This window comes from Methylobacterium sp. CM6246 (assembly GCF_054818005.1).
The window spans coordinates 4,140,943-4,166,872 of record NZ_JBTXKY010000001.1; the positions used below are offsets into that span (position 1 = coordinate 4,140,943).

Sequence of the window (25,930 nt, forward strand, 5' to 3'; positions counted from 1 at the left end):
GATTGACCGGATTGCAGGTCTGCGGCTCGACTCACTGGAAAGCCGCGAGGATCACCTTCGGCACCTTGCAGATGTACGTGTATTTCGGATTGACCATCTGCGTGCAGCGCGCCTCGGCGATCTGTGCGAGCAGAAGGTAACCCTCCGGTTCGGGGATGTTCCACTCGTCCGCAAGCCAGTAGATCATGTCGGCGAACGCGATGCGCATCGCGTCCTCAAGCGGACGGGCGCAGCCGAGCGTGCAGATATGCGTGGGCGTCTCGATCCGCGGGTGGCCGAGCCGCGCCGGCGCGGGCACGAGGCTCACCCGCAGGGTCACGTTCGCACCGATTTCGATCGCCCCCATCCCAACCGCTTCGCCGTCGCCCTGGAGCGCGTGACAATCGCCGATGAAGAAATGCGCGCCGGCCTTCTCGACCCGCAGCATCACCATGTTGCCGGTAGTGACCTCCTGAACGTCGAGGTTGCCGCCATGCGTGCCGTTGTCGACCGTGAGGACTGCACCATGGACGGGCGCGACGCCGATGACGCCGGCCATCGGCTTCACCGGCAGCCGGAGACGGTCATTCCAGATGACATGACCGTCGTTTACATCGACGATCTTTGTCCGGATGCCCCATTCCTTGCGGCGCACCCAGTCCGGAAACATGCCGTGCCCGGGCCAGAGGGAGCTGTAGCCGCGTTGGCCCAGTTCCATGTCGAGGATTTCGACCTTCAGCATGTCGCCCGGCTTCGCGCCCGCGACTTCGATCGGCCCCGTCGCCCCATTCACGAACGGGAAGGTAACGTCGGCCTCGGTCAGGTTCTGCCCGAGTTCCTTTATGACCCCGTCACCAATGTTGATCACGCATTCAACCGTGACGATCTCGCCGGGTGCGATCGTCGCGACGAAGGGCTCGTCGCCCGAGAGGGCGTATTTGATCGTTCCTTGTTTGCTGATGCGCTGCGTCACATGGAACTCCTTTGGCGATGTCGGTGGTATCGAGGGGGCGTGGGTCAGAGATGATCCCGCCAAGGCATGAGCGCCCGTTCGGCCCGGCCGACTAGGAAAGTCAGAACGAGGGCCAGCGCGATCGTGCCGACCAGCGCGGCGAAGACCTTCGGGATCGCGTAGAGGGATCCCGCTTGGAAGATTGCGTGGCCCAGCCCCACGGACGACGACATGAACTCGCCGACGATGGCGCCGATCAGCGCGAAGCCGACAGTGAGCTTCAAGCCGGCGAAGATGTCGGCGAGGCTCGACGGCACGACGAGCTTGGTGAAGATCTGCGGCTTTCGTGCACCGAGAGTCCGCAGGAGGTTGATCTGGTCCGGGTCGACGCCGAGCGCGCCCTTGTAGGAGGTCACGAGGGCGACCACGACGACGGACAGCGTCGACATCGCGACCTTCGAGGCGAGCCCCGTGCCGAACCAGATGATGATGATCGGGGCGAGCGCGATGATCGGGATCGAGCCTACCGCAACGATGAAGGGCTGGACGACCCGCGAGACGAAGGTCGAGTACCAGAGAGAAAGACCGGCGAGCGTGCCCACGACGTTGCCGATGAGGAACCCGAGCCCCGTTTCGAGGGCGGTGACGCCCGCGTCGCGCAAGAGCGTGCCGTCGGCAAGACCCTGCCAGAGGAACCGGCCGATCGCCGAGGGCGAGCCGAACAGGAAAGACGATTGCGGGCTTTGGCGCGTCTGCCATTCCCAGGCCGCCAACAGGGCCGCGAGCAGTGTGATCTGCACGAGCAGGACGAGCGCGCCCGAGCGCAGGCGTGGGCCGTCGCGCAGCGGTGCAGATGGGACAGCCCAGCTCGTCCCGGCCTCCGTTGCCGGTCCGGTCACAGCATCCGACATTTCAGGACCTCGCTGCAGCGCGGCTGATCCCACGACCTGCGCCGCCGATCGTAGTGCGTGGGATATCGAGATCGGCCCAGATCTGGCGGACGTAATCGCCAAAACCGACGCTCTCCCGGGCCCCGATCATGTCATCGGGCGCGCAGTCGAGGTCGATCGTGTAGGAGGCCTTGACGGTGGTCGGCCGCCCGCTCAGCACGAGGACGCGGTCGGCCACCGAGACGGCTTCCTCTATGTCATGTGTGATCAGAAGCACGGATTTGCCGCCGTCGCGCACGAGCCGCACCGTGTCGGCCTCGATCAGCAGCTTCGTCTGGAAGTCGAGCGCCGCGAAGGGCTCGTCGAACAGCAGGACGTCCGGATCGTTGATCAGTGTGCGTGCGAGGGCCACGCGCTGGCGCATGCCGCCGGATAGGGTCGCGGGATAGGCACCGGCGAACCCGTGCAGACCGAGCTGGTTAAGGAGCGCGCGTGCCCGCTCATCCGCTAACCCGCGGGGCATCCCGCGCAGTTCGGTCCCGAGCTTCACGTTGTCGAGGGCCGTGCGCCAGGGCAGCAGGAGATCCTTCTGCAGCATGTAGCCGATCCCGCTCGGCGGCCGACCACGTCGGTCGAGGGGCAAGCCGTTCCAGAGGATGCGCCCGGCATCCACCGGTGTCAGACCGCAGACGGCGTTGAGGAGCGTGGTCTTCCCGCAACCAGAGGGCCCGACAATCGCGACGATCTCCCGGCGAGCGAGCGCGAAGGTGAGATCGCCGACGACGGGCAGGACGTGACTGCCCGTCCGATACGCCTTGGCGAGGCGCTCGACGGCGAGAGGAGGCGTGGGGTTGGTCGCGGCGTGCAGGAGGCCTTCGGACACAGGGCGCCAGTCAACCGGCTCGCTTCGCGGCCTTGTCGGCAAACGTATTGTCGACGATCTGATCGAAAGAGAGCGTGCCCTTGATATTTCCAAGATACTTCTGCATGTCCATCAGGCTTTCCCAGGCGTCCTTCTCCGTCACGACGCTGGACGCTGGGATCTTGTACTTCAGCTCGGCGTCGATTGCCGCGTCCACTACATCCTCAGGCAGGTCCGGAAACTCCAGCCGCGCGACCTTCTTGGCGTAGTCGGGATCGCTGTAGGTCCTGCGCCCAGCCTCCTCAAAGGCCGTCACTAGGGCCTGCACGGTCGTGGGATCCTTCTGCATGGTTGTGGGTAGGACCATGATCCCGGTGTTGCAGAAGGGCCCGACATAATTCGAGAAATCGAACACGATCTTGGCGCCCTGTGCCACGGCCTGCGCCACGCCGGGCTGGAAGGCGACCGCGATATCGGCCGCGCCCGCGAGCATGGCGGCGATCTCGGATCCGGGACTTACCGGCACGATCGTCGCGTCGACGCCGAGCTTCATCCCGTTGCTCTCGACGAGACGCTTGGTGACGCTGAAGTTTGTGTTGGGCTCCGGCGATGTGGCGATCCGCTTGCCCTTGAAGCCCTTCGGATCGGTGAAGGCCTCGACCGTCTTCGAGACTGCAAAGTAGTGGGCCCGCTGAACGACGGTGCCGACGACCATCCCGGGACCGCCGTTCTCGCGCGAGATCACCGCCATCGTCGGATCGCCGATGGCGAAATCTGACGAGCCGCCGAGCACGGCCGCGAAGGTCTGCGTGTCGCCGCCGGCAGCACTCACCTGCATGTCGAGGCCGTTCTTCTCGAAGATGCCGGCGTGCATTCCGACGTAGAGATTGATGTAGCCGAGGTTGTGGACGGCCTCGCTGAAGCGGACGGTCTTGAGGCCCGCGGCGCGCGCGGCCGTCGGCGCCAGCGGCGCACCGACCGCTAGGCCGGCCAGACCTTTCAGGATCGAGCGCCTACCAAGCAGTGGCGACCAGGATTGAGGCATACGAACTCCGCGAGACGCGAGGAGGCGATCGGCCGATTGCCGCAGACGTGCGATGGCGTCGGTTCACGATCGTACGATTGCCGCCGCCGGCCCCTGTATGAAGCAAGTTAGCTGCCAGACCACGCGAGTGCTCCCGGCAATGGGGGGTACTCGATCTTGGATCCGCTCCGTATGCGTGGGATCCATTGCGCACGTCTGCTCGGCGGCGCTAAGGAAGCCTCACTCGCGTGGTCGATTTGCGTGGTTGTCGCGACAATCGATCGTCGGTCCTGATCGGCCCCCACAAGGTGGTCCAAGGTTCAGGTTGGTGCGCGGTAGGCCTGGAGTTGACCCCGTTTGTGGTCCACGGCCTAAGCAAGTTCCCGGGCGGTGACAGCTTGGTTGGCGAAGGCTCGGGGCGTCAAGCCGCCCAGGGCCGTGTGGGGTCGATCTTCGTTGTCGTGGCACCTCCATTCCTCGATGCGCTCGCGGGCAGCGGCCAGTGACAGGAACCACGAGGCGTTCAGGCATTCCGCCCGTAGACGGCCGTTGAACGACTCGTTTGTGGCCGTTGTCGGTTGGCTTGCCCGGTCGTGAGAAGTCGATCTCGGCCCGTTCAGGTACGCCCACTGGTCGAGCGTGCGCCCGGCAAACTCCGGCCCATTGTCGACCCGCAGGCTCTTGGGCCGCCCCCGCAGCCTGACCGAGGCGTCGAGCGCCTCGGTCACCTGGAAGGCGCGGAAGTTGGCTCTCGGCGTGAGTGAGAGCGCCTCTCGCGTGTGGCAACCGACCACCGTCAGGATCCGGAACGGACGTCCGTCGAAGATGCGGTCGGACATGAAGTCCATCGCCCAGGCCTCGTTGGGTCCGCCGATGGCCGGCCGGCCTTGCCGGTAGCGCCGAGCCCGCTTTCGTTTGGGCCAGCCGTCGGTAGCCGTAGCGCACCCGCGCGGCAGCCAGCTCCTTCAGCCGCACCCGCAGCACCACCTACGGGTCCGAGCGCTTCCTGTAACGCTGGGGCGAGCGACCGAGTCCGGTGGCCTGGCAGGCCCGACGCTCGCTGATGCGGTAGGCCGCCTTAAGGTGGCCGGCGACCTCACGGCGAGCGGCGGCCCTCACCACTGATCCTTGAGCACATCTCGGCACGCATGGAGCGGTCCAGCGTCAGATCGGCGACCAGCCTCTTCAGCTTACTGTTCTCGTCCTCTAATTGCTTGAGCCGGCGGATCTCCGGCACGCCCATGCCGACGAACTGCTTCTTCCAGCGGTAAAACGTCGGCTCGGACACGCCCATCTTCCGGCAGACCTCATCCACCGTCGCACCATTCTCCGCCTGCCGCAGGGCGAAGGCGATCCGTTCGTTCGTGAAGCGTTGGCGAGGCATGGCATCCACCCTCCTTCAAGGTTCAGGATGCCCGAAAAACTTGCGTTCAGCGCGGACCAGTTTGCTGGGTCAGGGTCACCCGAATTCCGCACGCGGGATAATCACGAGAACTCTGGACCGTCACCTCATCGTCACGCGGCCAATTTAATCCCCGATCGGCGAAATAAATTCTCAAGGTGTTCATGTCCGACGCAATCCTGGCACCGACCGGTACTGTTGGACATGTGACGGCCGGTAAACCCAAGCTCGATCACGGCATCCATCCCGGTGGCGTGATCGCCTTCCTGCTCGTGCTCGTCGCAGGGCTCGGCTACGCGGTGTTCAGCCTGATCGCCGACATGAACGCCGTCCACCAAGAGCCCCTCGCACTAGGCGCCTTCGCTCTCCTTGGCCTCGCTCTGCTGATCGCCCTGGCCTTCGAGTTCGTGAACGGATTCCACGACACCGCCAACGCGGTGGCCACCGTGATCTACACCCACTCAATGCCGCCCCTGGTGGCGGTGATCTGGTCCGGGACTTTCAACTTCCTGGGCGTTCTGCTGTCCTCAGGCGCCGTCGCCTACGCCATCGTCACCCTGCTGCCGGTGGAACTGATCCTGCAGGTCGGCTCTGGCGCCGGATACGCGATGATCTTCTCCCTGCTCATCGCGGCCATCCTCTGGAACCTCGGAACCTGGGCCCTCGGACTACCGAACTCCTCATCGCACGCGCTGATCGGCTCGGTGCTCGGCGTCGGTCTCGCCAACCAATTGATGGGCGGCCAGGACGGCACCTCTGGAGTCGACTGGACGCAGGCGCTCGGCGTGTTCAAGGCACTCGCCTTCAGCCCGATCTGCGGCTTCGTGGCTGCCGCCTTACTGCTCCTCGCACTCAAGTTCACCGTGCGACGCAAGGACCTGTACGAGGCGCCCAAGGGCGAGGCGCCACCTCCGCTGTGGATCCGCGGCCTCCTAATCCTGACCTGCACGCTGGTGTCGTTCTTCCACGGCGGCAACGACGGTCAGAAGGGCATGGGCCTGATCATGCTGATCCTGATCGGCGCTGCCCCCACCGCGTACGCCCTGAACCGGACCATGAACGCCGACGCGACCCCGGCCTTCGTCCAGACCTCCGAGGCCGCCAGCAAGGTGTTCTCGACCTACGCCGACGGGGCGGCACGTCCCGACGCCGCCCAAGCCCGGAAGACCGTGGCCGAAGCGCTGAAAGCCAAGGCGCTCAACAAGCCGGAGGTGTTCGGTGCTCTCTCGACGCTCTCGAGCGACATCGCGGTGTCGGTGAAGGGCTACGGCTCGCTCCAGCAAGTTCCGGCTGGCGCAACCTCGAACGTGCGCAACGACATGTACCTCGCTTCCGACGCGATCCGCCTCCTCCCGAAGTCCGGGGCCGCCCTCTCCGAGGCCGATGCCAAGACGCTGAAGGGCTACACCGAGCTCCTCAACGAAGGCACGCGCTACATCCCGAGTTGGGTGAAGGTCTGCGTCGCCCTGGCGCTCGGCCTCGGCACCATGGTCGGCTGGAAGCGCATCGTCGTCACGGTGGGCGAGAAGATCGGCAAGACCCACCTCACCTACGCCCAGGGCGCCTCGGCCGAGATCGTGGCTGCAGGGACGATCGGGCTCGCTGAACTCTATGGTCTGCCGGTCTCGACCACGCACATCCTATCGTCGGGCGTCGCCGGGACCATGGCGGCCAACGGCTCGGGCCTGCAGATGTCCACGGTGCGCAACATGGCGCTGGCCTGGGTGATGACCCTGCCGGCCGCGATCCTCATTGCTGGGACGCTGTTCTTCATCCTGCGCCACGTGTTCTGAGCCGGATGGAGGCCCGCACCGCGACACCCGCTCGCCGTCTGTGCGACGAGCCGGCGCTTCCAGGACTTCTCTGGGCGATGCGCTTCGACGAGGGTGGCCGCGGTCATCTCTTCGACCACGGTGAGGCGCTGCCAGCCCCGGGGATTTTCGGTGAGACGTTCACCTGGCTGCACTTCAACCTGAACGACGCGCGCCTGCCGGCCGTAATCGAGGAAGGGCGTCTCGGCCCCCCGCGTCTCGCAGCCGCGGCCTTCGCCAGCGATCCGCACCAGCGCCTCATCGTCGAGGCAGGTCATATCGGCGGCGTCGTGGCCGATCTCGTCCGGGAGGCCGGTGAGAGCCCCAAGATCGACGCCGGCGGGCGCCTGCATTTCGTCATGGGCCCGCGCCTCCTGGCGAGCGGCCGACGACATCCCGTCCTCGGACCGGACCTCGCCCGTGACGCCGCTGTGGAAGGTCGCGGCATCCTGGCCCCGATCCATCTGCTCGATGTCATCGTCGAGCGGGTTGTCACGTCGATGGCCGATACCGGTGCTCACCTGGCCGACGAGCTCGACGAGATCGAGGACCACATCCTCGACGAGCGTGTGCGCGGCGAGCGACGGCGGCTCGGGCCGATCCGCCGGGACGCGGTCCGGCTGCATCGCCAGCTCCTCGGCCTGCGCGCGGTCTTCCATCGTCTGGAGACCGCTTCGGCCAACGAGGAGGTTCCGGATGCGGCCATCGCCGCGGCCACCCGGATCGCGCAGAGGCTCGACGCGCTCGACCGCGACATGGTCCTGCTCGCGGACCGCAGCCGTCTGATGCAGGAGGAGCTGTCCTCCTATCTCGCGCAGGCCTCGAACCGGCAGCTCTACATGCTGTCGGTGCTCACCGCGCTGTTCCTGCCGCCGACGCTCGTGACCGGGCTGTTCGGCATGAACACCAAGGGCCTGCCGCTCACGGACAACGAAACCGGCTCCACCGTGGCCATCGCCATCGCCTGCCTCTCGGCGGTCGTCGCCTATGCGCTAATCCGCGTCCTGGGCATCCGGCCGCCGCGAGATTGAGCCGACGAACCGTGCCCAGCTCAGTAGCGGCTGATGGCGCGAAGGCCAAACACCGTGGCGTTGCGCACTCGATTGCCGTCGGGATCACGGGGGTTGGCGATTCCGCCCCCCGGGTGGACGACGTACTGCACAGTCGGCTGCAGCGCGATGCCGGGAGCGAGCACGGCCTGATACGTCGCCTCTAACAGAAGCTCGGTACTGCGCCGGGGGGTGGGTGCCGAACTTTGGAGCGCGGCAATCGCATCGAGCCGCCGCGCCATTGGGGAGATGTGCGTGACGCCGAGGCCGAAACCAAGGGTGTCGTCCGAGCGCCCGGGGAATAGGCCGCGATAGGCGATGCCGGCGTCGAGGTAGAAGTCTACGAGGTTGCGGTCGGCAGGAGAGGCCGAGGCCCTCAGGAACACGCTGGCACCGTCGTTGGGATCGTTCGGCTCCTGATAGATCGTCTGGTCGATCACACCGTAGACGCCAGAATCACCGGAGACCCGTCGGCCGAGTCCGCTCACCGGGTCTGGCATGATTGCATCGACGCGACCGAACCGGTGCCAGCCCCCGAACGTCACGGTGCCGGGCAGGCCCGTGTCGCCGGGATGGGCGTTGTAGGCGTAGGAGACCTCGGCGATGGCCAGCGGCGGATCGGAGACCGGAAAGCGGACGCCGTTCGGATTGCGCCGTTGCGGGTCGACCCCCGAGCGTGGGTTGCCTCCACCGGGCGTCCCGTCGATCAGACTGGCCTGAAACGAGAGCTCACGGGTCGGCACGTATTTCAGGCGAACGGTCGGCGCCGAGAGCGGGTAGGCCGGCCCTCCGTCGGTCATGTTCGCGGCGAAGATTGCCGGCCAGCCGAAGGTGCCGTTGGTGAACAGGATGCTGGTCTGGCTGACCATGTACTCGGTGTCGGCGGAGAGCTGGCCGATCCGGAGAAACAGCCGGTCGTCGAACAGGCTCTGCTCCAGCCAAAGTTCGGACAGGCGCGAGGCGGGCAGGGCCTCGATCTCGCTGATGGTCATGAGGTTGCCGACGCGCGAGCGAGAGGTGCCGCTGCCCTGGATCTGGTAGACCGTGCCGTGGGCCGTGGCCCCTTTCCATCCAGCCAGGGTGTCGAGATCCACGTCGACGTCGAGGTCAAGCAGCGTCAGGCCCGTGGAGCCGCGCCGCAGTCCGCCACGAACATCGCGGTAGGTCTCCGCCACCGTGATCAGTCCGAAGGTGATCCCGTGTCGCTCTAGGAATGCGCGGTATCCGCCCGGGTCGCCGGCGGGCCCGAGCAATGGCTGGAACGAGGTCGTCACCTCCGCCGCCCGGCCGGCCGAGAAGACGGGCTGGGCAACCGAGGTCTGCGGATCGCCGCCCGCGCCGGAGGGCGAGCCGATGGTGATGCCTTCAGCTGCAAGCCGTGCAGCCGTGGCTTGTTCCTCGCGTCCCTCGGTCTGGGCCGCGCCTAGGTTTGGGGGCAGCCAGAGGGCAAGCGCAACGACGGCAAAGATGGTGGTGCGGCGGGAGGAACGCACCTCGATCTCCGATCCGGTTGGAAGGCTGAGCATCGACACAGCTTCATCACCGTTCCACGACACGCAGGTTTCTGAAACAATTTACGGCTTCGCGTCGGCATTTATGAGCGTTCATGCCTTCGTCACGGCACGGGCCTAGGAGAGCCGCCTCGCCGCCCTGGCGGCGTCAACCAGCCCTGACCATGCCGAAGCACCTCTGCATCGATCCGCACGACCCCTACGCCCAGGATGAGGTCATGGTAGAGTTCGAGCGGGATGGAACGGGTTTCCGCCTCGTCGCAGTTATAGACGAACGCGACGAGGATATCCTCGCCGATCTCGTCGAGGCGCAGCGGGACGACCTACGGCGCGAGCTCGCCGACGCCGATTGCGCCCTGTCCGGCCCCATCCCGCCGCCATCTTGCCAAGACACCGGCTTGTCGCTGGCATCGCACTGATGTTTCGGGATCACCGAGACGACGAGGGGATGGACCGCATCCTCGCGAGGATGGACGACCGCGACCGTCGAATGCCGCTGTACATCACCGGCTCCCTGATCGCCTGGCGGTCGTCGAACAGGTTGGCCAAGAATTGCTGGCCTGACGGCCGACCGCCGAACGGTAGGTCCTTGAGCGTCAAAACGGGCGGACGTCGACTAACGCTTGATGCGCCTTGGCGGCCGAGGCCAGCAGCTTCCTTGTCCGTGCCTCGATGTCCCCCATGGTCACACCCGCCGCGAACAGCGCCGATCCGGTTCCGACTTCGGTCCCGGTAAGTCCGTCGAGGATCTCGTGGCCGGTGGCGATCTCGTTGAGGTCGCCGCGGTCGTCCTGCAAGTCTTCACAGGCGGGCGGGAATGATTTGTGACGCTTGGCGGCCTTCTTGCCGGCGTTAAAGGCCGGCAAAGAACTGGGCGCCGTAGCGCAGCTTCTTGGCTGCAGGCCAGGGCCTTCTTCCCAACCATCACAGACCTTCATACGGACTATCTGCAACGGCAGTATCTAGATGTAAGCAGCCTGTCCGAAGTAGGGGCCCCAATGGCATCTATGCCCCCATACCGGGTGCCTGGAGGGCTGCCACATAGAAGAATGCTCCAAATTTTGGAAAGCCTCTGCTTTTTCACACAGCCTCGGTGGTAAGCGGAAGTCGGCACGAAGTCCGGAAGCAGACCTTCGGCTCCGCGTCCACCTCACGCCCTCACGAAGGCGAGGAGGTCGGTGTTGAGTACGTCCGCATTGATCGTCAGCATGCCATGGCCATAGCCGGGATAAGTCTTCAGCGTGCCATTGCGCAGCAGCTTGACCGACTTCGGCGCCGCCGCGATGATCGGCACGATCTGATCATCCTCGCCGTGCAGCACCAGCGTCGGAACGCCGATCGCCTTCAAATTCTCTGTCTGATCGGTCTCTGAGAACGCCTTAATACCTTCGTAGTGCGCCAGGGCAGAGCCCATCATGGCTTGCCGCCACCAGTTCCGGATCACGCCCTGCTGGACCTGAGCGCCATCGCGGTTGAAGCCGTAGAACGGTCCCGATGGGACGTCGAGGAAGAACATGGCGCGGTTGCCCGCGAGCGCTTGGCGGAAGCCGTCGAATACTTCGATCGGCTGTCCTTCCGGGTTCGCTGCGGTCTTCAGCATCAATGGGGGCACGGCGCTCACCAGCACCGCCTTGGCCACGCGACCCTGAGGCTCGCCGTATCGCGCGACGTAGCGTGTGGCCTCGCCACCGCCAGTGGAGTGGCCGATGTGGACGGCGTTCCTGAGATCAAGATGCTCGACCACAGCGGCGGCGTCGGCCGCGTAGTGGTCCATGTCGTGCCCGTCCGAGACCTGCGCCGAGCGGCCGTGGCCGCGGCGGTCGTGGGCAACGACACGATAGCCGTGCTTGAGGAAGAACAACATCTGTGTGTCCCAGTCGTCTGCGGAGAGCGGCCAGCCGTGATGGAACATGATCGGCTGCGCGTCCTCCGGGCCCCAGTCTTTGTAGAAGATCTCGACGCCGTCTTGGGTTGTGATCGTGGCCATGACGCTTCTCCTCAATCCAAAATAATTCTCAAACACCCTCATAGACTAGACGGGTGAAGAGCGCTGGACTGATGACGGACCGGTACCATTTCGCGTCGTGCGCTGCGGTCGGGCGGGCCGCGACAGTCGCCTCTAAGGATAGGCCTCGCCTCTTCAAGCCGGCGACGTTCGCACGCACGTCCACCAACATGTCATGGAAGTCGCGCAGCTGTGCGCGAGTACCGACAGGCGCTCCATGGCCAGGGATGACGATAGTCTGGTCTGTCGTCACGGCTATGTTCGCTTCAGCTGCAGCGATCGTCCCGTCGATGTTGCCACCCGTGGAGTAATCGATGAACGGGTAGATGCCGTTCCAGAAAGTGTCGCCCGTGTGCAGGATGTCGGCCTCGACGAAGCGGACGGAGATATCGCTGTCCGTGTGTGCGGAGCCGTAATGCTTCAGCATCAGCGTGCTGCCGTTCAGCTTGGTCTCGTGCTCGGACGAAAACACCTGCGTCGGCAGCGCGTTGGGCGGTGCCGCGGGGAAGTCATGGTCCCAGTCGTCCACGCGCTGCGCGGCCGCGAGGTGCTTGCGGGTCTTCTCGTGGGCGAGGATCTCCGCCCCTTCCGCGTTCAGCCAAGCGTTGCCGTCCGCGTGATCAAAGTGCCAATGTGTGTTGATGAGATGGGTGATCGGCGCGTCGCCGAGGTCGTTCAGCGCCGTCAGCATCTGGGCGCGCGACACGCCGATCCCGGCGTCCACCAGCAGCTTCCCGTCCGGCCCGGTCAGAACCGCGACGTTGCCGCCAGACCCCTCCAGCACGGCGACACCCCCGCGCAGCCTATGGACTGTGATCGGCGAGCGGGTGGCTTCGAACATAATCGTGTCCACAATGCCGCGCGCCTGCGCGAACGCAGAGCGGGGTGAGAGCCAGCCGCTCGCCGTCGGCAGAGCAGAGGCGGACAGACAGCAGAGGCAGAAGCCGCGGCGTGATAGGGAGAACGTTTGTCTCGCGGCGCCGGACGCAGGTTCACGGGCGGTCATAGTCTGTGCTCCGAAGGTCAGGTTGTGGGGGGCCTCACATCAGGCAATCGTTCCGCTCCGGAGAGCTTCCGCACTGCCTCGCATCGCCAAAACGAGCGCCGCGCACGAGCGGCGCTCGCGGGTCCTAGGTTCGGGATGCGGTCGCGAGGGTAGCGCCCAGGCTGGCACGATCCACCGAGGTCTGAACCGTGTGTTCGAGTACGGCGCGGGCCCCGTCGGCCACCACGAGCCAAGCTCCAGCCATCAGAACGATGTCCTTCAGCACGAGGCGCCCCCCGCCGGACAGGTACGGGAAGCCGTGCTGCGCATCGCCCAGCGCCGCCACCCAGGCTTCGGGCGTCGTCACCAGGAACGACAGCGTGACCACCGGCGTCAGGAAGGCGAGCGCCGCGCCTACGAGACCCCAGCGGCGCGAGACCAGCCCGACGAGGACCAGAAGGCCGATGGCGATCTCGACGCTCCCGAGGCCGTTCGAGAACGCGTAGGTGTCGTTCGCCGCCTGCCAAGCGCGCTCGGCGAGCTTGAGTTCGCCCTCGTGGGTGAGGTGCTGCGCGTACTGGTCGGGGTGCCTGTAGAAAAACGACATCAGCGGGCTGTTGGCCACGAACGGGGTGATGCTGTCGGCCTCGTAGGGAGCGAACTTCAACCCCCCGATCCAGATGAAGATGGTGGCGATGGCGACCCGCACGGCGTCCAGGCCGATGCGGTTGGATCTTTGCCCCGAGACGATCCCGAGCACCTGACGGATCTGCGTGTTCATGACGTGGCTCCTTGGTTCAAAAGGTCGGATGCTTGCCAAATTGGCGGCGTTCGACCTTCATGGACGCGGGTCGGGCGCTGCCGTTCACGGCTGGGATTGGGTGCGGACATGACCGCCTGCTTCGATGCCGCAAACATGATCGCTGGCGCCGGGTCTCGCGATGCCGGCCCGGCGCAGGATGATGACCGCGCGGATCAAGCGCGCCGCGGAGGGGCGCCATGGCGGAGCGGATGACGGATGACACCCTGAGCGGGCTCGCGCCGCTCCTGCGTGTGCGCCCCGTGCTCGGTGATGTGTGCCGCCTGGGCGGGGCTTGGACGTCCCCGCACGAACCCGAGCCGAACGGCCACGCCTACTTCCACATCGTCACGCAGGGCTGCGCGCTGCTCGACCGCCACGGGACCGGCGTGCTGCGGCTCGAAGCGGGTGACGTCCTGCTCCTGCCGCACGGCGACGCTCATACCACGCGCGCGGTTGAGAGTGCCGGGCATGCGCAGTCCGTGACCACGGTCCGGCGGATCGGCGAATTGCGGCTGAAGACGACCGTTGGGGTCGAGCCAGACGTCGAGCTGGTATGCGGCCGGCTGAGCTTCGAAGGTGCGCCCCAGAGCCTGATCTTGGCGGCGCTGCCCGACACGATCGTGCTGCGGGTCGGCCTGCAGCCTCTGGCCAGCCGATACAGCCCCCTCGTCGCCGGCATCCGCTCGGAGCTGACCGATATCCGCCCCGGATCGATCGCAATCGCGAGCGATCTCGCTAGCGCGCTGTTCATCATGCTGCTGCGCGCCCACCTCGAAGCCTCCGCGTCGGCCGAGGGCCTGCTCCGGCTCATCGGGCAGCGCGTGACGGCGCAGGCGGTGCTCGCGATGGTGCGCGATCCGGTGCGCGCCTGGACGCTGGACGAGCTGTCCTCGATCGCCGCCGCCTCACGGGCGAGCCTGGTGCGCGCCTTCCGCAAGGCGGTGGACATGGCGCCGCTGGAATTCCTCGCCGACCTGCGGCTCGGGCTAGCCCGCCACCGCCTGCGGACAGACACCAGCTCGCTCGACCAGATCGCGGTCGACGTGGGCTATCAGTCCCAAGCCGCGCTCAGCCGCGCGTTCTTGCGCAAGTACGGCGTCCGTCCGGGCAGCCTGCGTCGGGATGCGGGCGCGCGGATCACGCAGGCGGACAGCTCACAGGCCGGTTGATCCGGCCGGTCATCGGATCGCGCCGGGCCGGCATCAACGGGCGATGCCGCCCCGGCTACCTTCCCCGCATCGGAGGAGGCAGACATGACCGCGATCAGGCGCAACGACAGGTTCACGAACCAAGTGGTGGTCGTCACCGGCGGCACGAGTGGGATCGGGCTCGCAACCGCCACGGCGTTCGCGGCGGAGGGAGCTTCGGTGTTCATCACCGGCCGGCGCCAAGACGCACTCGACGCCGCGGTCGCGGTGATCGGCGGCGAGGCGACCAAGGGCGAAGTGACGGGCGTGCGGGCCGACATGAGCCGGCTCGCCGACATCGATCGGCTCTACGAGACGGTCCGGCAGAACCACGCGCAGATCGACGTCGTCTTCGCCAATGCCGGCGGGGGCAGTTTCGCCCCGCTCGGGGCGATCGACGAGGCGCACTTCGACACGATTTTCGCGACCAACGTGAAGGGCGTGCTGTTCACCGTCCAGAAGGCGCTCCCGCTCCTACGCGATGGCGCGTCCGTCGTTCTCACAGGTTCGACCACCGGCTCGGCCGGCACGCCCGCCTTCAGTGTCTACAGCGCGACCAAGGCGGCGGTACGCAACTTCGCGCGCAGTTGGATCCTGGACCTCAAGGATAGGCACATCCGGGTCAATGTCGTAAGCCCCGGCGTGACTGACACGGCCGGGCTGACCGATTTGTTCGGTAGCGGCGAACAAGCCGAGGCGGTCAAGGCGGGGATGCTCGCAAATATCCCATCGGATCGGATTGGCCGATCGGAGGACGTTGCTGCGGCTGTCCTGTTTCTGGCCTCGGACGCGACCAGCTTCGTTAACGGTGTCGAGCTGTTCGTAGATGGGGGGATGGTCCAGATTTGATCCCCCCTCCCCTCCCCAATGCAGACGCATGAGAAGGCCAAACTTGGTCGCTCTGGAATGATGAGACACCCAGGAGCAGACCTTTTGAAAGACTGCAATGGGTCGTGAGCGGGTGCGACGGCAGTGTCTACTTCTGCCGCCGCCCGGAAGGGGACCATCGCAAATCCACTCATCACAGACTTGCATACGGACAACCTGCAACGACGGGATCTGGCCGAAAGCAGCTGGCCCGCTTCGTAGTAGGTTAAATGGAAAAGCGGACGTTCTCTACAGCGATCCGCGACAATAACGTTCGTGCAGAAAATGGTCTGCATCGACCCCCGCTGCCAACCACAATGGGCTCTGCTCGCAGGGCTTGATGAAGCGCACCGTGCGCGTCCGGGCCGGCCTGTGGCCGGTGATGGTGGTCAGGAGCTTTTATCTGCCGATCAATGGCCGCTATGCCCTAGCTGGGGCGGCGATCGTGCACGCCCGCATGAGGAGAAAAGAGCATCTCGTAAAGATCGTTCTGAGCGTCTGACGCACAGTCCCAAGCGTCGGTCCCGGACAAGCCGGTCCCTCGCGGGGCGGCCGCTTCTCGACCGGATTGCGGCGTTTCGCCGGGAGATTGCCGGAGCCCCGATGTCTAGCCGACAAGATGTGGCGGCCGCCGTGGCGCTGATTGGTACAGGGCGCGGGGCTCTTCACGGGCGTATCCAACGCCGGTGCAGAGCGTCGAGTAGTGCGCCGCGTGAGAATCCACAATCTCGGCCGGCGGGCGACGATGGATCAACGCGTTGCCAGATCAGAGCGCCTCGTATTCTGGATTATGGCGTTCGGCTGGGTGGCAGGATCATCGCGGTATCCGGGTCGGAGACGTCGCCCTCCTGCTGTTGATCGAGGGTGAGCTTGGCCGCGAGGTCCGGCACCTGCCCGTTCGCCAATTGCTGCGCGGCCGCGACTTCCTTGTCCCGTGCCTGCTCCGCCGTGAGCTCGCCGCGCACCACTGCCCGAGCTAAGTTCAGGCTCAGGACATTCTCGGCCTCGCTGGCGCCGTAGACGGTGAGCGTGCCTCGCGTTCGGTCCGGAATGACGCTGCCGTTGAAAGTCGCGACGGCGCTAAAGAGGTTGAGCGGAACCTTGTAGGGCAGGCTCTGCTCCAGCACGTCGCTGTGCTTGACCGGGAAGTCGTGCTCGGCTCCGACCTTGTGCACCACCGTCCGCATCCACGGCCCGTTGCGGTACCAGATCAGCAGCGTCGCCGTATGCTCCTGTGGTGCGCCGTACTTGTCAGCAACGGCCTCAGCGGCCTTGCGGGACGGCTCGGGCCAATCCTGCGCAAGGCGCTCCGCCGCCCTCGCGGGCCCCGCGGACAGCGCAAGGAAGAGAGCGAGGATGCATCTGCTGCGGTTCTGCGAAGGCATGTACTTCCCTGACGGCGCCGGGGGCAGCACGACCCCGTGCAGCGAATAGGGATCGCTGTCACGCCGCCGCGTTGCTCCGGATCTACGCCGGGTATAGGCCGAGCACCCCAGAATGGTTCCAGGGAGATGCCCGATGGCGCAGCCGATGTCGCTGGACGTGAACGGGCGCGCGGCGCCCGTGAGCGTGGACGACCCCGATACGCCTCTCCTCTACGTGCTGCGCGATGATCTGGGCCTGCACGGGCCGCGCTTCGGCTGCGGTCTGGGCCAGTGCGGCGCCTGCACGGTGCATGTCGATGGGCAAGCGGTGCGCTCCTGCATCACCCCGGTCTCGAGCCTGAAGGCGGGGGCCAAGATCGTGACGCTCGAAGGTCTCGGCAGCCTGGACAAGCCGCACCCGGTGCAGGCGGCCTTCATCGCCGAGCAGGCAGCGCAATGCGGCTACTGCATCAACGGCATGATCATGCAGTCGGCCGCCCTGCTCAACGAGACGCCGAAGCCCGACGAGACCGCGATCCGGCAGGCGCTCGCCCAGAATCTCTGCCGGTGCGGCACTCATCAGCGGATCGTGCGCGCCGTCCAGCGCGCGGCCGGTACGCTCTGACGGAGATCGTTGCCATGAACGCACCCGCCCTCTCCCGCCGCAGCCTGCTCCTCCAGGGCGGCGCCCTCGTGGTCGGCTTCTCGCTGTCCGGCCGCGGCGCCAGCGCCCAGACCTTCGCGCCGGTCGCCACAAACGGCTTCGCGAAGCCCGTCGCCCCGGACCGCGTCGACAGCTTCCTGGCGCTCGGCGCCGACGGTCGCGCCACGATCTTCTCCGGAAAGGTCGATCTCGGCACCGGCGTCGAGACCGCCCTGTCGCAGATCGCGGCCGAGGAGCTCGATCTGCCGCTCGACCGCGTGATCATCGTCCAGGGCGATACGGCGCTGACGCCAGATCAGGGACCGACCTACGGCAGTCTCTCGATCCAGAAGGGCGGCGTCGAGATCCGGCAGGCGGCGGCGACGGCCCGTGTGCGCCTCGTGCAGATGGCCAGCGAGCGCCTCGGCGTACCGGCCGACGCGCTGATGAGCGAGAACGGCACCGTCCGCCCGAAAGCTGGCGGCCAGGGCCTCTCCTACGCCGACCTCGTGAAGGACGGGCGCCTCGACCTCAAGGTCGATCCCGCGGTCAAGACCAAGGACCCGGCGCAGTTCGCCCTCGTCGGCAAGCCGGTGGCGCGGATCGACATCCCCGAGAAGATGACCGGTCGCTTCACCTATATGCAGGATTACCGCGTGCCCGGTATGGTGCATGCGCGGGTGGTCCGTCCCCTGACCATCGGGGCGGATCTGCAGGCCGTGGACGAGGCATCGGTCGCGGACATCCCGGGACTGATCAAGGTCGTGCGCCAGGGCAACTTCCTGGCTGTCGTCACCGAGAAGGAGTGGGCGGCCGTGAAGGCTGCCAAGCAGCTGAAGGCGACGTGGTCGAAATGGGAAGGCCTGCCCGAGCAGGACAAGCTCTGGCAGCACGTGCGCGCCACGAAGGTCACCAAGGACGACGTCACGAGCAGCACGGGCGATGCCGTGGCAGCACTCGGGCAGGCGGCCCGGAGGCTCGAAGCCACCTACGACTTCGCCATCCACACCCACGGCTCGATCGGGCCGTCCTGCGCCATCGCGGAGCTGAAGGACGGGTTCCTGACCTGCTGGACGGCCTCGCAGATGACGCACGCCCTGCGCAAGCAACTCGCGGCCATGACCGGCCTCGCGCCGGAATTGGTCCGGTGCATCTACGTAGAGGGTTCAGGCTGCTACGGCCGAAACGGTCACGAGGACGCGGCGGGCGACGCCGCCCTTCTCGCCCGCGCAACCGGTCGCCCCGTGAGGGTCCAGTGGTCGCGCGCCGACGAGCACGGCTGGGATCCGAAGGGACCGCCGACCCTGATCGACCTGCAGGCCGGGCTCGACCCGCAGGGCAACGTCGCCGCATGGTCCTCACAGTTCCACATCCCGGAAGGAGCGGCCGGCAACGTGCCGCTGGTGGCGGCCTCACTGGCCGACCTGCCGCACGAGACCACGATGGCGCCCGGCAACATCATCGGCAACTCGGCGCTGCCCTACGCCTTCCCGAACGTGCGCACGGTCTGCCACCGGCTGGCCTCGACGCCGTTCCGGCCCTCCTGGATCCGCACCCCCGGGCGGATGCAGAACACCTACGCCAACGAGGCCTTCCTCGACGAATGCGCGGCGGCAGCCGGCGCCGACCCGCTGGAGTACCGCCTGCGCGCGCTTAAGGATCCGCGCGGCATCGAGGTGCTGAAGCGGGTTGCCGACCTCGCCAAGTGGCAGGCGCGCCCCTCGCCGGTGAAGGATGTCGCGGGCGACGTGCTGCGCGGCCGCGGGATCTCCTACGTAAAGTACGAACTCAATCGCACCTACGTGGCCGGCGTGGCCGAGGTCGAGGTCAATCGCAACACAGGGCAGGTGCGGGTGCCGCGCTTCTTCGTGGTCCAGGATTGCGGCCAGATCATTAATCCGGACGGCGTGCGCAACCAGCTCGACGGCAACGTCATCCAGACCGTCAGCCGGGTGCTGATGGAGGAGGTCACCTTCGATCGCGGCGCCGTCACAAGCCTCGACTGGGCGAGCTACCCGATTCTGACCTTCCCGGACGTGCCCGAGGTCGTGATCGACCTGATCGACCGGCCGACCGAGAAGCCGTGGGGCGCCGGCGAGCCGTCCGCGGCTATCGTGCCTGCGGCGGTCTCGAACGCGATCTTCGACGCGACCGGCGTGCGCGTGCGGTCCGTGCCGTTCACCCCGGCCAAGGTGAAGGCAGCCCTGCAAGGGGCCTGAAATGCGAATGGGCAGGATCGTCGGGGCGCGGCGCCGGTCCTGCGGCGCGGGCCCGGATCGCAATCTGCCGGACGCGCCGCGGACACCGGGTGGTGCCGCACCCGGCGCTCCGGAACGGTGGCGGGGTTCGACCCGAGGCAAGCATCAACACGTTCGAAGGCGAGACTTCCGATGCGCATACCAAACCGCAGGCCGCTGAGATGGGCCCTGACCGCGGCGCTGCTGGTCGCCGGCCTGTTGCCTTCCGCCGCACATGGTCCGAACGACCCACCGCACCGGCTGGAGTCGCTCGGCGACCTGCCGCTGGAGAGCGGCGAGACGATCCGCGACTTCGCAATCTCCTACGTTACCCACGGGACGCTGAACGCCGACAAGTCGAACGCGATCCTGATGACCACCGCGATCGGCGGCAACCATCATCGGATCGACTTCCTCATCGGTCCCGGCAAGGCCCTCGACACGGACCGGTACTTCGTCGTCGCCACCGACGCGATCGGCAACGGGCTGACCACGAGCCCGAGCAACAGCACGAGCCAGCACGGCACCGCCTTCCCGCACTTCACCATCCGCGACATGGTCGAGAGCCAGAAGCGGCTCCTGGACCGGCTCGGGATCACCCACGTCGTTGCGGTGGCGGGCGCCTCGATGGGCGGCATGCAGGCACTGCAATGGGGCGTCAGCCATCCCGGCTTCATGGACGCCTTAGTGGCGTTGACCCCGATGGCGCGCACCGCGCCCTGGTCGATCGCCGTCAACGAGGCGACCCGCAAGGCGCTGATGCTCGATCCTGCCTTCAAGGACGGCGCCTACGAAAGGCAGCCCGAGCAGGGCTGGCGGCTGCGCGCCGACATCCTGCAGGTGCTGGCTGCCCGGACCCCGGAGGCCCTACGCGGGATCGCTCCGCAGCCCCTCGACATCTTGCCTTGGATGCGCGCACAAGAGGAGGCGGTGCTCAAAGCTGGCTTCGATGCCAACGACTGGATCGCTCAGACCTGGGCCTACGACCGCCACGACATCGGCCAGACCCCCGGGTTCGGCGGCGATGTCCGGAAGGCGCTCGCCGCGATCAGGGCCCGTACGCTGATCCTCACCGGCGGCAACCTTGACCTGTACAATCCAGTCGAGGAGGCCCGCGAGGCCGGCGCCTATATTTCGCAGGCGAGCGTCGTCGCCGTGCCGTCCGTGCAGGGTCACACGACGGCCACGGCGACCAAAGCGGCGGACGTGGATTTCATGAACCGGACCGTCCAGGATTTTCTGGGCGCGGCCGCGCCGCGCGGTCGTTGAGACAGCGAGAGGTCAGACGATGATCGGACAGACGGTGATCGCGATCGGCGCGGCTCTGGCGGCGCTCGCCGCCGGCCCTGCTGCGGCGCAGCAGCAGGCCGCCCCGCTGCAGGTGCCGGCCAAGTCGGTGCCGGTGCCCACCGACGTCAGCCCGCAGATGGGCAAGATCATCGGCCAGCCGCTGCGGCCGAACTGGGACATACACCCGAAGGACGGCGCGGCCTGGAAGCCCGTCGCCGAGGCCAGCGCGGGGGCGCTCAAGAAGCTCATGCCCGGCATGATCCAGCGCCTGCACGTGAAGGTCGAACGCACGACGATCGACGGGGTGCGGGCCTTCATCGTGACCCCAGAGGTCGTCCCGCCGGAGAACCGCGACCGGGTGCTCGTCCACGTCCACGGCGGCTGCTACGTGCTCAACCCCGGCGAGGCCGGCCTGCCGGAGGCGCTGTTCATGGCCGGGTTCGGCCACTTCAAGGTGATCTCGGTCGACTACCGCATGCCGCCGGAGGCCGTCTATCCGGCCGCCCACGACGACGCCATGACGGTCTGGAGGGCCGTGACGCGGGCGACGGATCCGCGGAAGACCGCGATCTTCGGCACCTCGGCCGGCGGCGCGCTGACCCTCGCCATGGTGCTGCGGGCGAAGCAGGAGGGGCTGCCCTTACCTGCCGCCATCGCGCCGGGCACGCCGATGTCGGACACCACCAAGGTCGGCGACAGCTTCGTGACGAACGCCATGCTCGACAACGTGCTCGTCTCGCCGGACGGCTTCTGCGACGACGGTGCCAAGGTCTACGCGGACGGCCACGACCTCAAGGATCCGATGCTGTCGCCCGTCTACGGCAACTTCAAAGGTTTCCCGCCCACCATCCTGACCACCGGCACGCGAGACTTGCTGCTGTCGAACACGGTTCGCGTGCATCGCAAGCTGCGAGAGGCTGGCGTGGAGGCCTTCCTTCAAGTTGGGGAAGGCCAATCCCATGCTCACTACATTCGAGACGACACCGCGCCGGAGTCCCGAGCGGTCTTTCAAGAGATCGCGCGCTTCTTCGACAAGCATCTGGCGCGGTAGCTTCCCGCGTGGGGCGGATGGCCGCTTCTGCTTACGGGATCGTGTAACAGCCAGCTCTATGACTGTTGTGGGCGCAAAGCGGCCGGCCGGATCCTGCCGATGACGGAATAGTTGCTCTCGGCGGTCGATGCAGCTGGCTGTACACAAGCCCTCTTTAACATGATCATATGAAAATTCGAGACGCTATAAAGAAGTCAAACGCCTCCAGGAAGCCGACTCAATTCCTCCAGCATCATCTCGAAAGCAAGCTTGCTGAACGTTTCGACAAGCCGGCTTCGAGCATGATCCGGCGGAAAAAGAAGAGCAAAACGTACGGGCAAAGAGGGCACAAAAGGCCGGATCTCTATTTCTGAAACTTTCGCCTCTTCATAGGCTGCTAAAGGGTTCATCAAGCTCATACCTAGTCCGGCGGCTACTAACACACAGATTGATGCGCCCAGCCCGGCCTCGACAGAGACTATGGGTTCGACACCCGCGGCTTCGAACACCGCGTCGATCTGCGTCCGCAGCGTGCTTCCCAGGGGCGATGCGATAAACGGCGCATCATGAAAATCAGCCGGCTCCAAACGTTCAAGCGCGGCGGGCGGGTGGGCCGGGGGCAGCACGGCGACACAATCCATCGTCAAGACGTGCTCTGGCGCTGGATCGGTGGCATCACCGTAGATCATCGTGAGCACCACGTCGCAAAAGCCGGTGGCGATCCACTCGCTCACTGCCGCGTCGCCGCCGGAATGGATCGCGATTGCCACCTCCTGATGCTCGATCTTAAATCGGGCCACAGCCCGCGCGAGCAACCCACCAGCCAGACGTGGCATCGCGGCGACCCGCAGACGCCCGGAACCGAATGAGCGGATGCGAACCGCCGCAGCTTCTAGATGTTTGGTCCCGCCGTGTGGTGATACATCTGGTGCCACATGGAGGGACGCGCTATGGGACAGATTCTCCACGGCAGCGCCACAACGACTGAGACGGTCCGTCGGGCAATCCAAGCTCGTAAAGAGAGCGTGAGAGCCGCCGCGAAGCATTATGGGATCAGCCCGACCACCGTGCAGAAGTGGCGGTCACGTCCGACCAGCACCGATGCGCGGATGGGACCGAAGGAGCCTCACTCCACGGCGCTGAGCCTGGAGCACGAGGCGGTCATCGTCGCCTTTCGCCGGCATACCCTGCTGCCACTGGATGACTGCCTCTACGCGCTTCAGGCCAGCATTCCGCACCTGACCCGCTCAAGTCTGCACCGCTGTCTCCAGCGTCACGGCATCAGTCGACTGCCGGAGGTCGACGGCGACAAGCCCAAGCGTTCGCGCTTCAAAGCCTACCCGATCGGCTACTTCCACATCGACATCGCACAGGTCAGCACCGAACAAGGCAAGCTCCACCTGTTCGTTGCCATCGACCGCACGAGCAAATTTGCCTTCGTTCAACTTCACGAGAAGGCAACTCAGCGGATCGCAGCGGCCTTTCCACGCGATCTGGTCGCGGCCGTGCCCTACACGATCCACACGGTCCTGACCGACAACGGCATTCAGTTCACCGACAACAAGCCGGTGAACGCGGAGGCCGAAGCGAAGGCGGCCGCCTACTGGGCGACCCAGGACGGGCCGCGCCTGTACCGCTGGCATTCGTTCGAATGGGCCTGCGAGCAGACCAAGATCGAGCATCGCCTGACCAAACCACGCCGCCCGTGGACGAACGGTCAGGTCGAGCGGATGAACCGCACCATCAAGGACGCCACGGTCAAGCGCTACCATTACATCGACAACGACGAGCTGCGCCGCCACCTGCAACTGTTCGTGGAGGCCTACAACTACGGTCGCCGGCTGAAGACCCTGCGAGGCCTCACCCCCTACGAATTTATCTGCCAGACCTGGACGAAAGAGCCCGAACGCTTCAGGCTCAATCCGTCACACCACATGCCGGGACCAAACATCTAGCCACGCCGGGAACCTACCCCGAGCGGTTCGCTGCAGCCGCAAGCTTTCACGGGGGCAATCTCGCGACCGATGCGCCCACGAGCCCCCACCTATTCGCGCCGAAGCTGAAGGCGGAGGTCTACATTGGCGCTGCCGAGAACGATGGCAGCTACCCGCCTGCGATGGGCGAGTGGCTGCAGCGATCTCTGACGGAGGCCTGCGTACGCTATACATCGCAAACGTATTCGGCCGCGCACGGTTGGATGATGCCGGACTTTCCTGTCTATGATTACGCCGCCGCCGAGCGTGGCTGGAGCGAGATGCTCGCGCTCTTCAGCCGGACCCTGCACGGTGGCGAGTGATAACGCGGGTACTGATCCAGCGTCCGCCAACGAGCAGGCCGTGGAATAGCCTGATCGGCGACGTCGGGTCGGATTCGGAATGGACGTTTAGGGTGCTCTGGAGATGGTCCGCTTCCGCTGCGAAAGGAGGCAAAAGCGGACCTCATGCAACATGTGTTTAAGTTCTTGCTGTAATACATTGTCAGACGGCGGCAAGTTCGGGGCGACGGAGGTGGGTCTGCGTTGCAACCTTGATGAATAGCCACCCTTGCCTTTGAAATAGAATGTCCAAGCACCGTGGTAGTTGCGCGGCTCTGGGACGTCCCAGCCGTCAGCACCTAAGCCTCCAAGACCGCCGAATCGGTCAATCTGTTCCGCCGCATCGTCGACATCCCGCTGTCGCGCCGACCCGACGGACAAGATTGATTCTAGCCATTCCACCTCCGAGGTGCCTCGGATACAGCGCGCGTGAGCGAGATCTATCAATAAATTTTATAATGAGTTTCGAATCCTTCGCGTGGGCGATCGAATGAAAAATTAAAGAGTAAATAAAAAATCCACTAGAGCCGTGCCCTGGCGGGTTGAATCGCGCGGGGTAGGCGATCTGGCTGGCGTGTGATTCACTGGATGGGCTTGTGATGGAGGATCGCCATGCCTTCAGCCCTGTCGGTGGATCTGCGCGAGCGTGTGGTCGCTGCGATTGAAGCGGGTGCATCGCGGCGTCAGGCGGCCAAACGCTTCGGGGTCGGGGCGGCCAGCGCGGTCCGTTGGTACGAGCGCTTCCGTCAGAACGGGCAGATCGCGCCCAAGCCCATGGGCGGCGACCGCAACTCGCAGCGTCTGGAAGCGCAGGCGGCCCTGATCCTTCGGCTCAACGAAGAACACCCGCTCTCCTTCTTGCGGGAACTGCGCGACAGGCTCTCGGACCGCGGCGTCCGGGCGAGCACGAGCAGTTTGTCGCGCTTCTTCGCCCGGCATGGGATCACCCGTAAAAAGGGGCTGTCCACGCGGCCGAGCAGGAGCGGCCGGATGTGAAGGCTGCACGCGAGGACTGGTTCGAGCGACAACCCGATCTGGATCCAGATCGCCTGGTTTTCCTCGACGAGACGGCCGCCACGACGAAGATGGTCCGCCGCTATGGTCGTGCTCCGTGCGGTCAGCGCTGCCGGATCGCCGTGCCTCACGGGCACTACAAGACCACCACCATCACCGCCGCCCTGCGCGCCACGGGACTGATCGCCAGGACCGTCTTCGATGGGGCCACGAATGGTATGCGTTTCCGGGCCTACGTCACCGACACCCTGGCTCCGGTGCTGAGGCCCGGTGACACCGTCATCCTCGACAATTTGAACGCCCACAAGGTCGCCGGGGTGCGCGAGGCCATCGAGGCGGTCGGCGCACGGGTTCTCTACCTCCCGCCCTACAGTCCCGACTTCAATCCGATCGAGCAGGTCTTTGCCAAGGTCAAAGCCCTCCTCCGGACGGCTGCAGCACGGACCGCCGCCGGCCTGACCATCGCCATCGAGGACGCGTTCGCCGCCGTCCGACCGGATGAGTGCCGAAACTACCTTACCGCTGCTGGATACGATGCCTATGAGCCAACCTGAAAGGGCACGGCTCTAAAGCGTATATATTGACTTTTTGACCGGTAATTCTGCTTGTACCGCAAGAATATGTTACGTTTATCATGGTTTGACTGTCGGAAAGATCCTTGATCGGGAGCCTACGGACAACGAAGAACAGGGCCAATAATAAAGTATTAACC

At 65.7% G+C, this 25,930-nt stretch carries 24 protein-coding genes and 1 pseudogene; 13 read left to right on the forward strand and 12 right to left on the reverse strand.

Going from position 1 to position 25,930, the window contains the following annotated elements; genetic code table 11:
* Nucleotides 1-31: 31 nt before the first annotated feature.
* The 5 genes and pseudogenes from ACYQPG_RS20135 to ACYQPG_RS20155 all read right to left on the reverse strand — a co-directional run bounded on the left by ACYQPG_RS20135 (nucleotide 32) and on the right by ACYQPG_RS20155 (nucleotide 5,091).
* Complete coding sequence (locus tag ACYQPG_RS20135; RefSeq protein WP_147910374.1) at nucleotides 32-952, reverse strand: acetamidase/formamidase family protein; 921 nt, start codon at nucleotides 950-952, stop codon at nucleotides 32-34.
* Nucleotides 953-996: 44 nt separating this feature from the next.
* A complete protein-coding gene (locus ACYQPG_RS20140) occupies nucleotides 997-1,842 on the reverse strand; it encodes an ABC transporter permease (protein WP_147910373.1) in 846 nt (281 codons plus the stop codon).
* Between the two features lies 1 nt (nucleotide 1,843).
* A complete protein-coding gene (locus ACYQPG_RS20145; RefSeq protein WP_461231582.1) occupies nucleotides 1,844-2,704 on the reverse strand; it encodes an ABC transporter ATP-binding protein in 861 nt (286 codons plus the stop codon).
* A 10-nt stretch (nucleotides 2,705-2,714) separates the two neighbouring features.
* The gene (locus ACYQPG_RS20150) at nucleotides 2,715-3,728 is read right to left on the reverse strand and encodes an ABC transporter substrate-binding protein (protein ID WP_147939804.1); all 1,014 of its coding nucleotides are present in this window, start codon (nucleotides 3,726-3,728) and stop codon (nucleotides 2,715-2,717) included.
* A gap of 350 nt (nucleotides 3,729-4,078) precedes the next feature.
* Nucleotides 4,079-5,091, reverse strand: a pseudogene (locus ACYQPG_RS20155) (integrase core domain-containing protein).
* Nucleotides 5,092-5,273: 182 nt separating this feature from the next.
* Here ACYQPG_RS20155 and ACYQPG_RS20160 point away from each other — a divergent pair.
* On the forward strand, nucleotides 5,274-6,902 hold the full coding sequence (locus tag ACYQPG_RS20160) for an inorganic phosphate transporter (RefSeq protein ID WP_461231583.1): 1,629 nt from the start codon (nucleotides 5,274-5,276) through the stop codon (nucleotides 6,900-6,902).
* 5 nt (nucleotides 6,903-6,907) lie between these two features.
* Nucleotides 6,908-7,951 (forward strand): transporter, encoded by a 1,044-nt coding sequence (locus ACYQPG_RS20165; RefSeq protein WP_461231584.1) that lies wholly within the window; start codon nucleotides 6,908-6,910, stop codon nucleotides 7,949-7,951.
* A gap of 20 nt (nucleotides 7,952-7,971) precedes the next feature.
* Here ACYQPG_RS20165 and ACYQPG_RS20170 read toward each other — a convergent pair whose 3' ends face one another.
* Nucleotides 7,972-9,462, reverse strand: a complete 1,491-nt coding sequence (locus ACYQPG_RS20170) for a carbohydrate porin (RefSeq protein WP_461231585.1) — start codon at nucleotides 9,460-9,462, stop codon at nucleotides 7,972-7,974.
* Between the two features lie 182 nt (nucleotides 9,463-9,644).
* On the opposite strand from ACYQPG_RS20170, the gene ACYQPG_RS20175 reads away from it, so the two are divergent.
* The gene (locus tag ACYQPG_RS20175; protein ID WP_419830053.1) at nucleotides 9,645-9,899 is read left to right on the forward strand and encodes a hypothetical protein; all 255 of its coding nucleotides are present in this window, start codon (nucleotides 9,645-9,647) and stop codon (nucleotides 9,897-9,899) included.
* Nucleotides 9,900-10,076: 177 nt separating this feature from the next.
* On the opposite strand, the gene ACYQPG_RS20180 is transcribed toward ACYQPG_RS20175, so the two are convergent.
* The 4 genes from ACYQPG_RS20180 to rclC form a co-directional block, all read right to left on the reverse strand.
* Nucleotides 10,077-10,418, reverse strand: coding sequence for a hypothetical protein (locus ACYQPG_RS20180; protein WP_419830054.1), 342 nt, complete (start codon nucleotides 10,416-10,418; stop codon nucleotides 10,077-10,079).
* A gap of 212 nt (nucleotides 10,419-10,630) precedes the next feature.
* Nucleotides 10,631-11,467, reverse strand: a complete 837-nt coding sequence (locus ACYQPG_RS20185) for an alpha/beta fold hydrolase (RefSeq protein ID WP_461231586.1) — start codon at nucleotides 11,465-11,467, stop codon at nucleotides 10,631-10,633.
* Between the two features lie 28 nt (nucleotides 11,468-11,495).
* Nucleotides 11,496-12,491, reverse strand: coding sequence for an MBL fold metallo-hydrolase (locus ACYQPG_RS20190; protein WP_419830056.1), 996 nt, complete (start codon nucleotides 12,489-12,491; stop codon nucleotides 11,496-11,498).
* 124 nt (nucleotides 12,492-12,615) lie between these two features.
* Nucleotides 12,616-13,251 (reverse strand): reactive chlorine resistance membrane protein RclC, encoded by a 636-nt coding sequence (gene rclC, locus ACYQPG_RS20195; RefSeq protein WP_281407075.1) that lies wholly within the window; start codon nucleotides 13,249-13,251, stop codon nucleotides 12,616-12,618.
* A gap of 218 nt (nucleotides 13,252-13,469) precedes the next feature.
* On the opposite strand from rclC, the gene ACYQPG_RS20200 reads away from it, so the two are divergent.
* The 3 genes from ACYQPG_RS20200 to ACYQPG_RS20210 all read left to right on the forward strand — a co-directional run bounded on the left by ACYQPG_RS20200 (nucleotide 13,470) and on the right by ACYQPG_RS20210 (nucleotide 15,828).
* Nucleotides 13,470-14,441 carry a cupin domain-containing protein gene (locus tag ACYQPG_RS20200; protein ID WP_461231587.1) on the forward strand — a complete coding sequence of 324 codons (972 nt, stop codon included), beginning with the start codon at nucleotides 13,470-13,472 and terminating at the stop codon, nucleotides 14,439-14,441.
* Between the two features lie 84 nt (nucleotides 14,442-14,525).
* Nucleotides 14,526-15,308, forward strand: coding sequence for an SDR family NAD(P)-dependent oxidoreductase (locus ACYQPG_RS20205; RefSeq protein WP_147939798.1), 783 nt, complete (start codon nucleotides 14,526-14,528; stop codon nucleotides 15,306-15,308).
* 358 nt (nucleotides 15,309-15,666) lie between these two features.
* Nucleotides 15,667-15,828, forward strand: coding sequence for a hypothetical protein (locus tag ACYQPG_RS20210; RefSeq protein WP_461231588.1), 162 nt, complete (start codon nucleotides 15,667-15,669; stop codon nucleotides 15,826-15,828).
* Nucleotides 15,829-16,114: 286 nt separating this feature from the next.
* Here ACYQPG_RS20210 and ACYQPG_RS20215 read toward each other — a convergent pair whose 3' ends face one another.
* Entirely contained in the window at nucleotides 16,115-16,711 is a 597-nt protein-coding gene (locus ACYQPG_RS20215; protein ID WP_419830057.1) for a hypothetical protein, read from the reverse strand.
* A 133-nt stretch (nucleotides 16,712-16,844) separates the two neighbouring features.
* Between ACYQPG_RS20215 and ACYQPG_RS20220 the strand changes: the two genes are divergently transcribed.
* The 4 genes from ACYQPG_RS20220 to ACYQPG_RS20235 all read left to right on the forward strand — a co-directional run bounded on the left by ACYQPG_RS20220 (nucleotide 16,845) and on the right by ACYQPG_RS20235 (nucleotide 21,911).
* Entirely contained in the window at nucleotides 16,845-17,315 is a 471-nt protein-coding gene (locus tag ACYQPG_RS20220) for a (2Fe-2S)-binding protein (protein ID WP_461231589.1), read from the forward strand.
* 14 nt (nucleotides 17,316-17,329) lie between these two features.
* Nucleotides 17,330-19,552 (forward strand): xanthine dehydrogenase family protein molybdopterin-binding subunit, encoded by a 2,223-nt coding sequence (locus ACYQPG_RS20225; RefSeq protein WP_461231590.1) that lies wholly within the window; start codon nucleotides 17,330-17,332, stop codon nucleotides 19,550-19,552.
* 171 nt (nucleotides 19,553-19,723) lie between these two features.
* Entirely contained in the window at nucleotides 19,724-20,839 is a 1,116-nt protein-coding gene (locus ACYQPG_RS20230) for an alpha/beta fold hydrolase (RefSeq protein ID WP_461231591.1), read from the forward strand.
* A gap of 19 nt (nucleotides 20,840-20,858) precedes the next feature.
* Complete coding sequence (locus tag ACYQPG_RS20235) at nucleotides 20,859-21,911, forward strand: alpha/beta hydrolase (RefSeq protein ID WP_461231592.1); 1,053 nt, start codon at nucleotides 20,859-20,861, stop codon at nucleotides 21,909-21,911.
* A 194-nt stretch (nucleotides 21,912-22,105) separates the two neighbouring features.
* On the opposite strand, the gene ACYQPG_RS20240 is transcribed toward ACYQPG_RS20235, so the two are convergent.
* Nucleotides 22,106-22,936 carry a LysR substrate-binding domain-containing protein gene (locus tag ACYQPG_RS20240; protein WP_461231593.1) on the reverse strand — a complete coding sequence of 277 codons (831 nt, stop codon included), beginning with the start codon at nucleotides 22,934-22,936 and terminating at the stop codon, nucleotides 22,106-22,108.
* Here ACYQPG_RS20240 and ACYQPG_RS20245 point away from each other — a divergent pair.
* The 3 genes from ACYQPG_RS20245 to ACYQPG_RS20255 all read left to right on the forward strand — a co-directional run bounded on the left by ACYQPG_RS20245 (nucleotide 22,841) and on the right by ACYQPG_RS20255 (nucleotide 25,772).
* Nucleotides 22,841-23,845, forward strand: a complete 1,005-nt coding sequence (locus tag ACYQPG_RS20245) for an IS481 family transposase (RefSeq protein ID WP_461231594.1) — start codon at nucleotides 22,841-22,843, stop codon at nucleotides 23,843-23,845. The two genes, ACYQPG_RS20240 and ACYQPG_RS20245, sit on opposite strands and share 96 nt — an antisense overlap.
* Nucleotides 23,779-24,186: a dienelactone hydrolase family protein gene (locus ACYQPG_RS20250; protein ID WP_461232485.1), complete on the forward strand. Its 408-nt coding sequence runs from the start codon at nucleotides 23,779-23,781 to the stop codon at nucleotides 24,184-24,186. Before ACYQPG_RS20245 ends, ACYQPG_RS20250 begins: the two co-directional genes overlap by 67 nt.
* Before the next feature lie 630 nt (nucleotides 24,187-24,816).
* A protein-coding gene (locus ACYQPG_RS20255; RefSeq protein WP_461229959.1) for an IS630 family transposase occupies nucleotides 24,817-25,772 on the forward strand; the annotation gives its coding sequence in 2 pieces (ribosomal slippage) (nucleotides 24,817-25,168 and nucleotides 25,168-25,772; 957 coding nt in all).
* The last annotated feature ends 158 nt before the right edge of the window (nucleotides 25,773-25,930 follow it).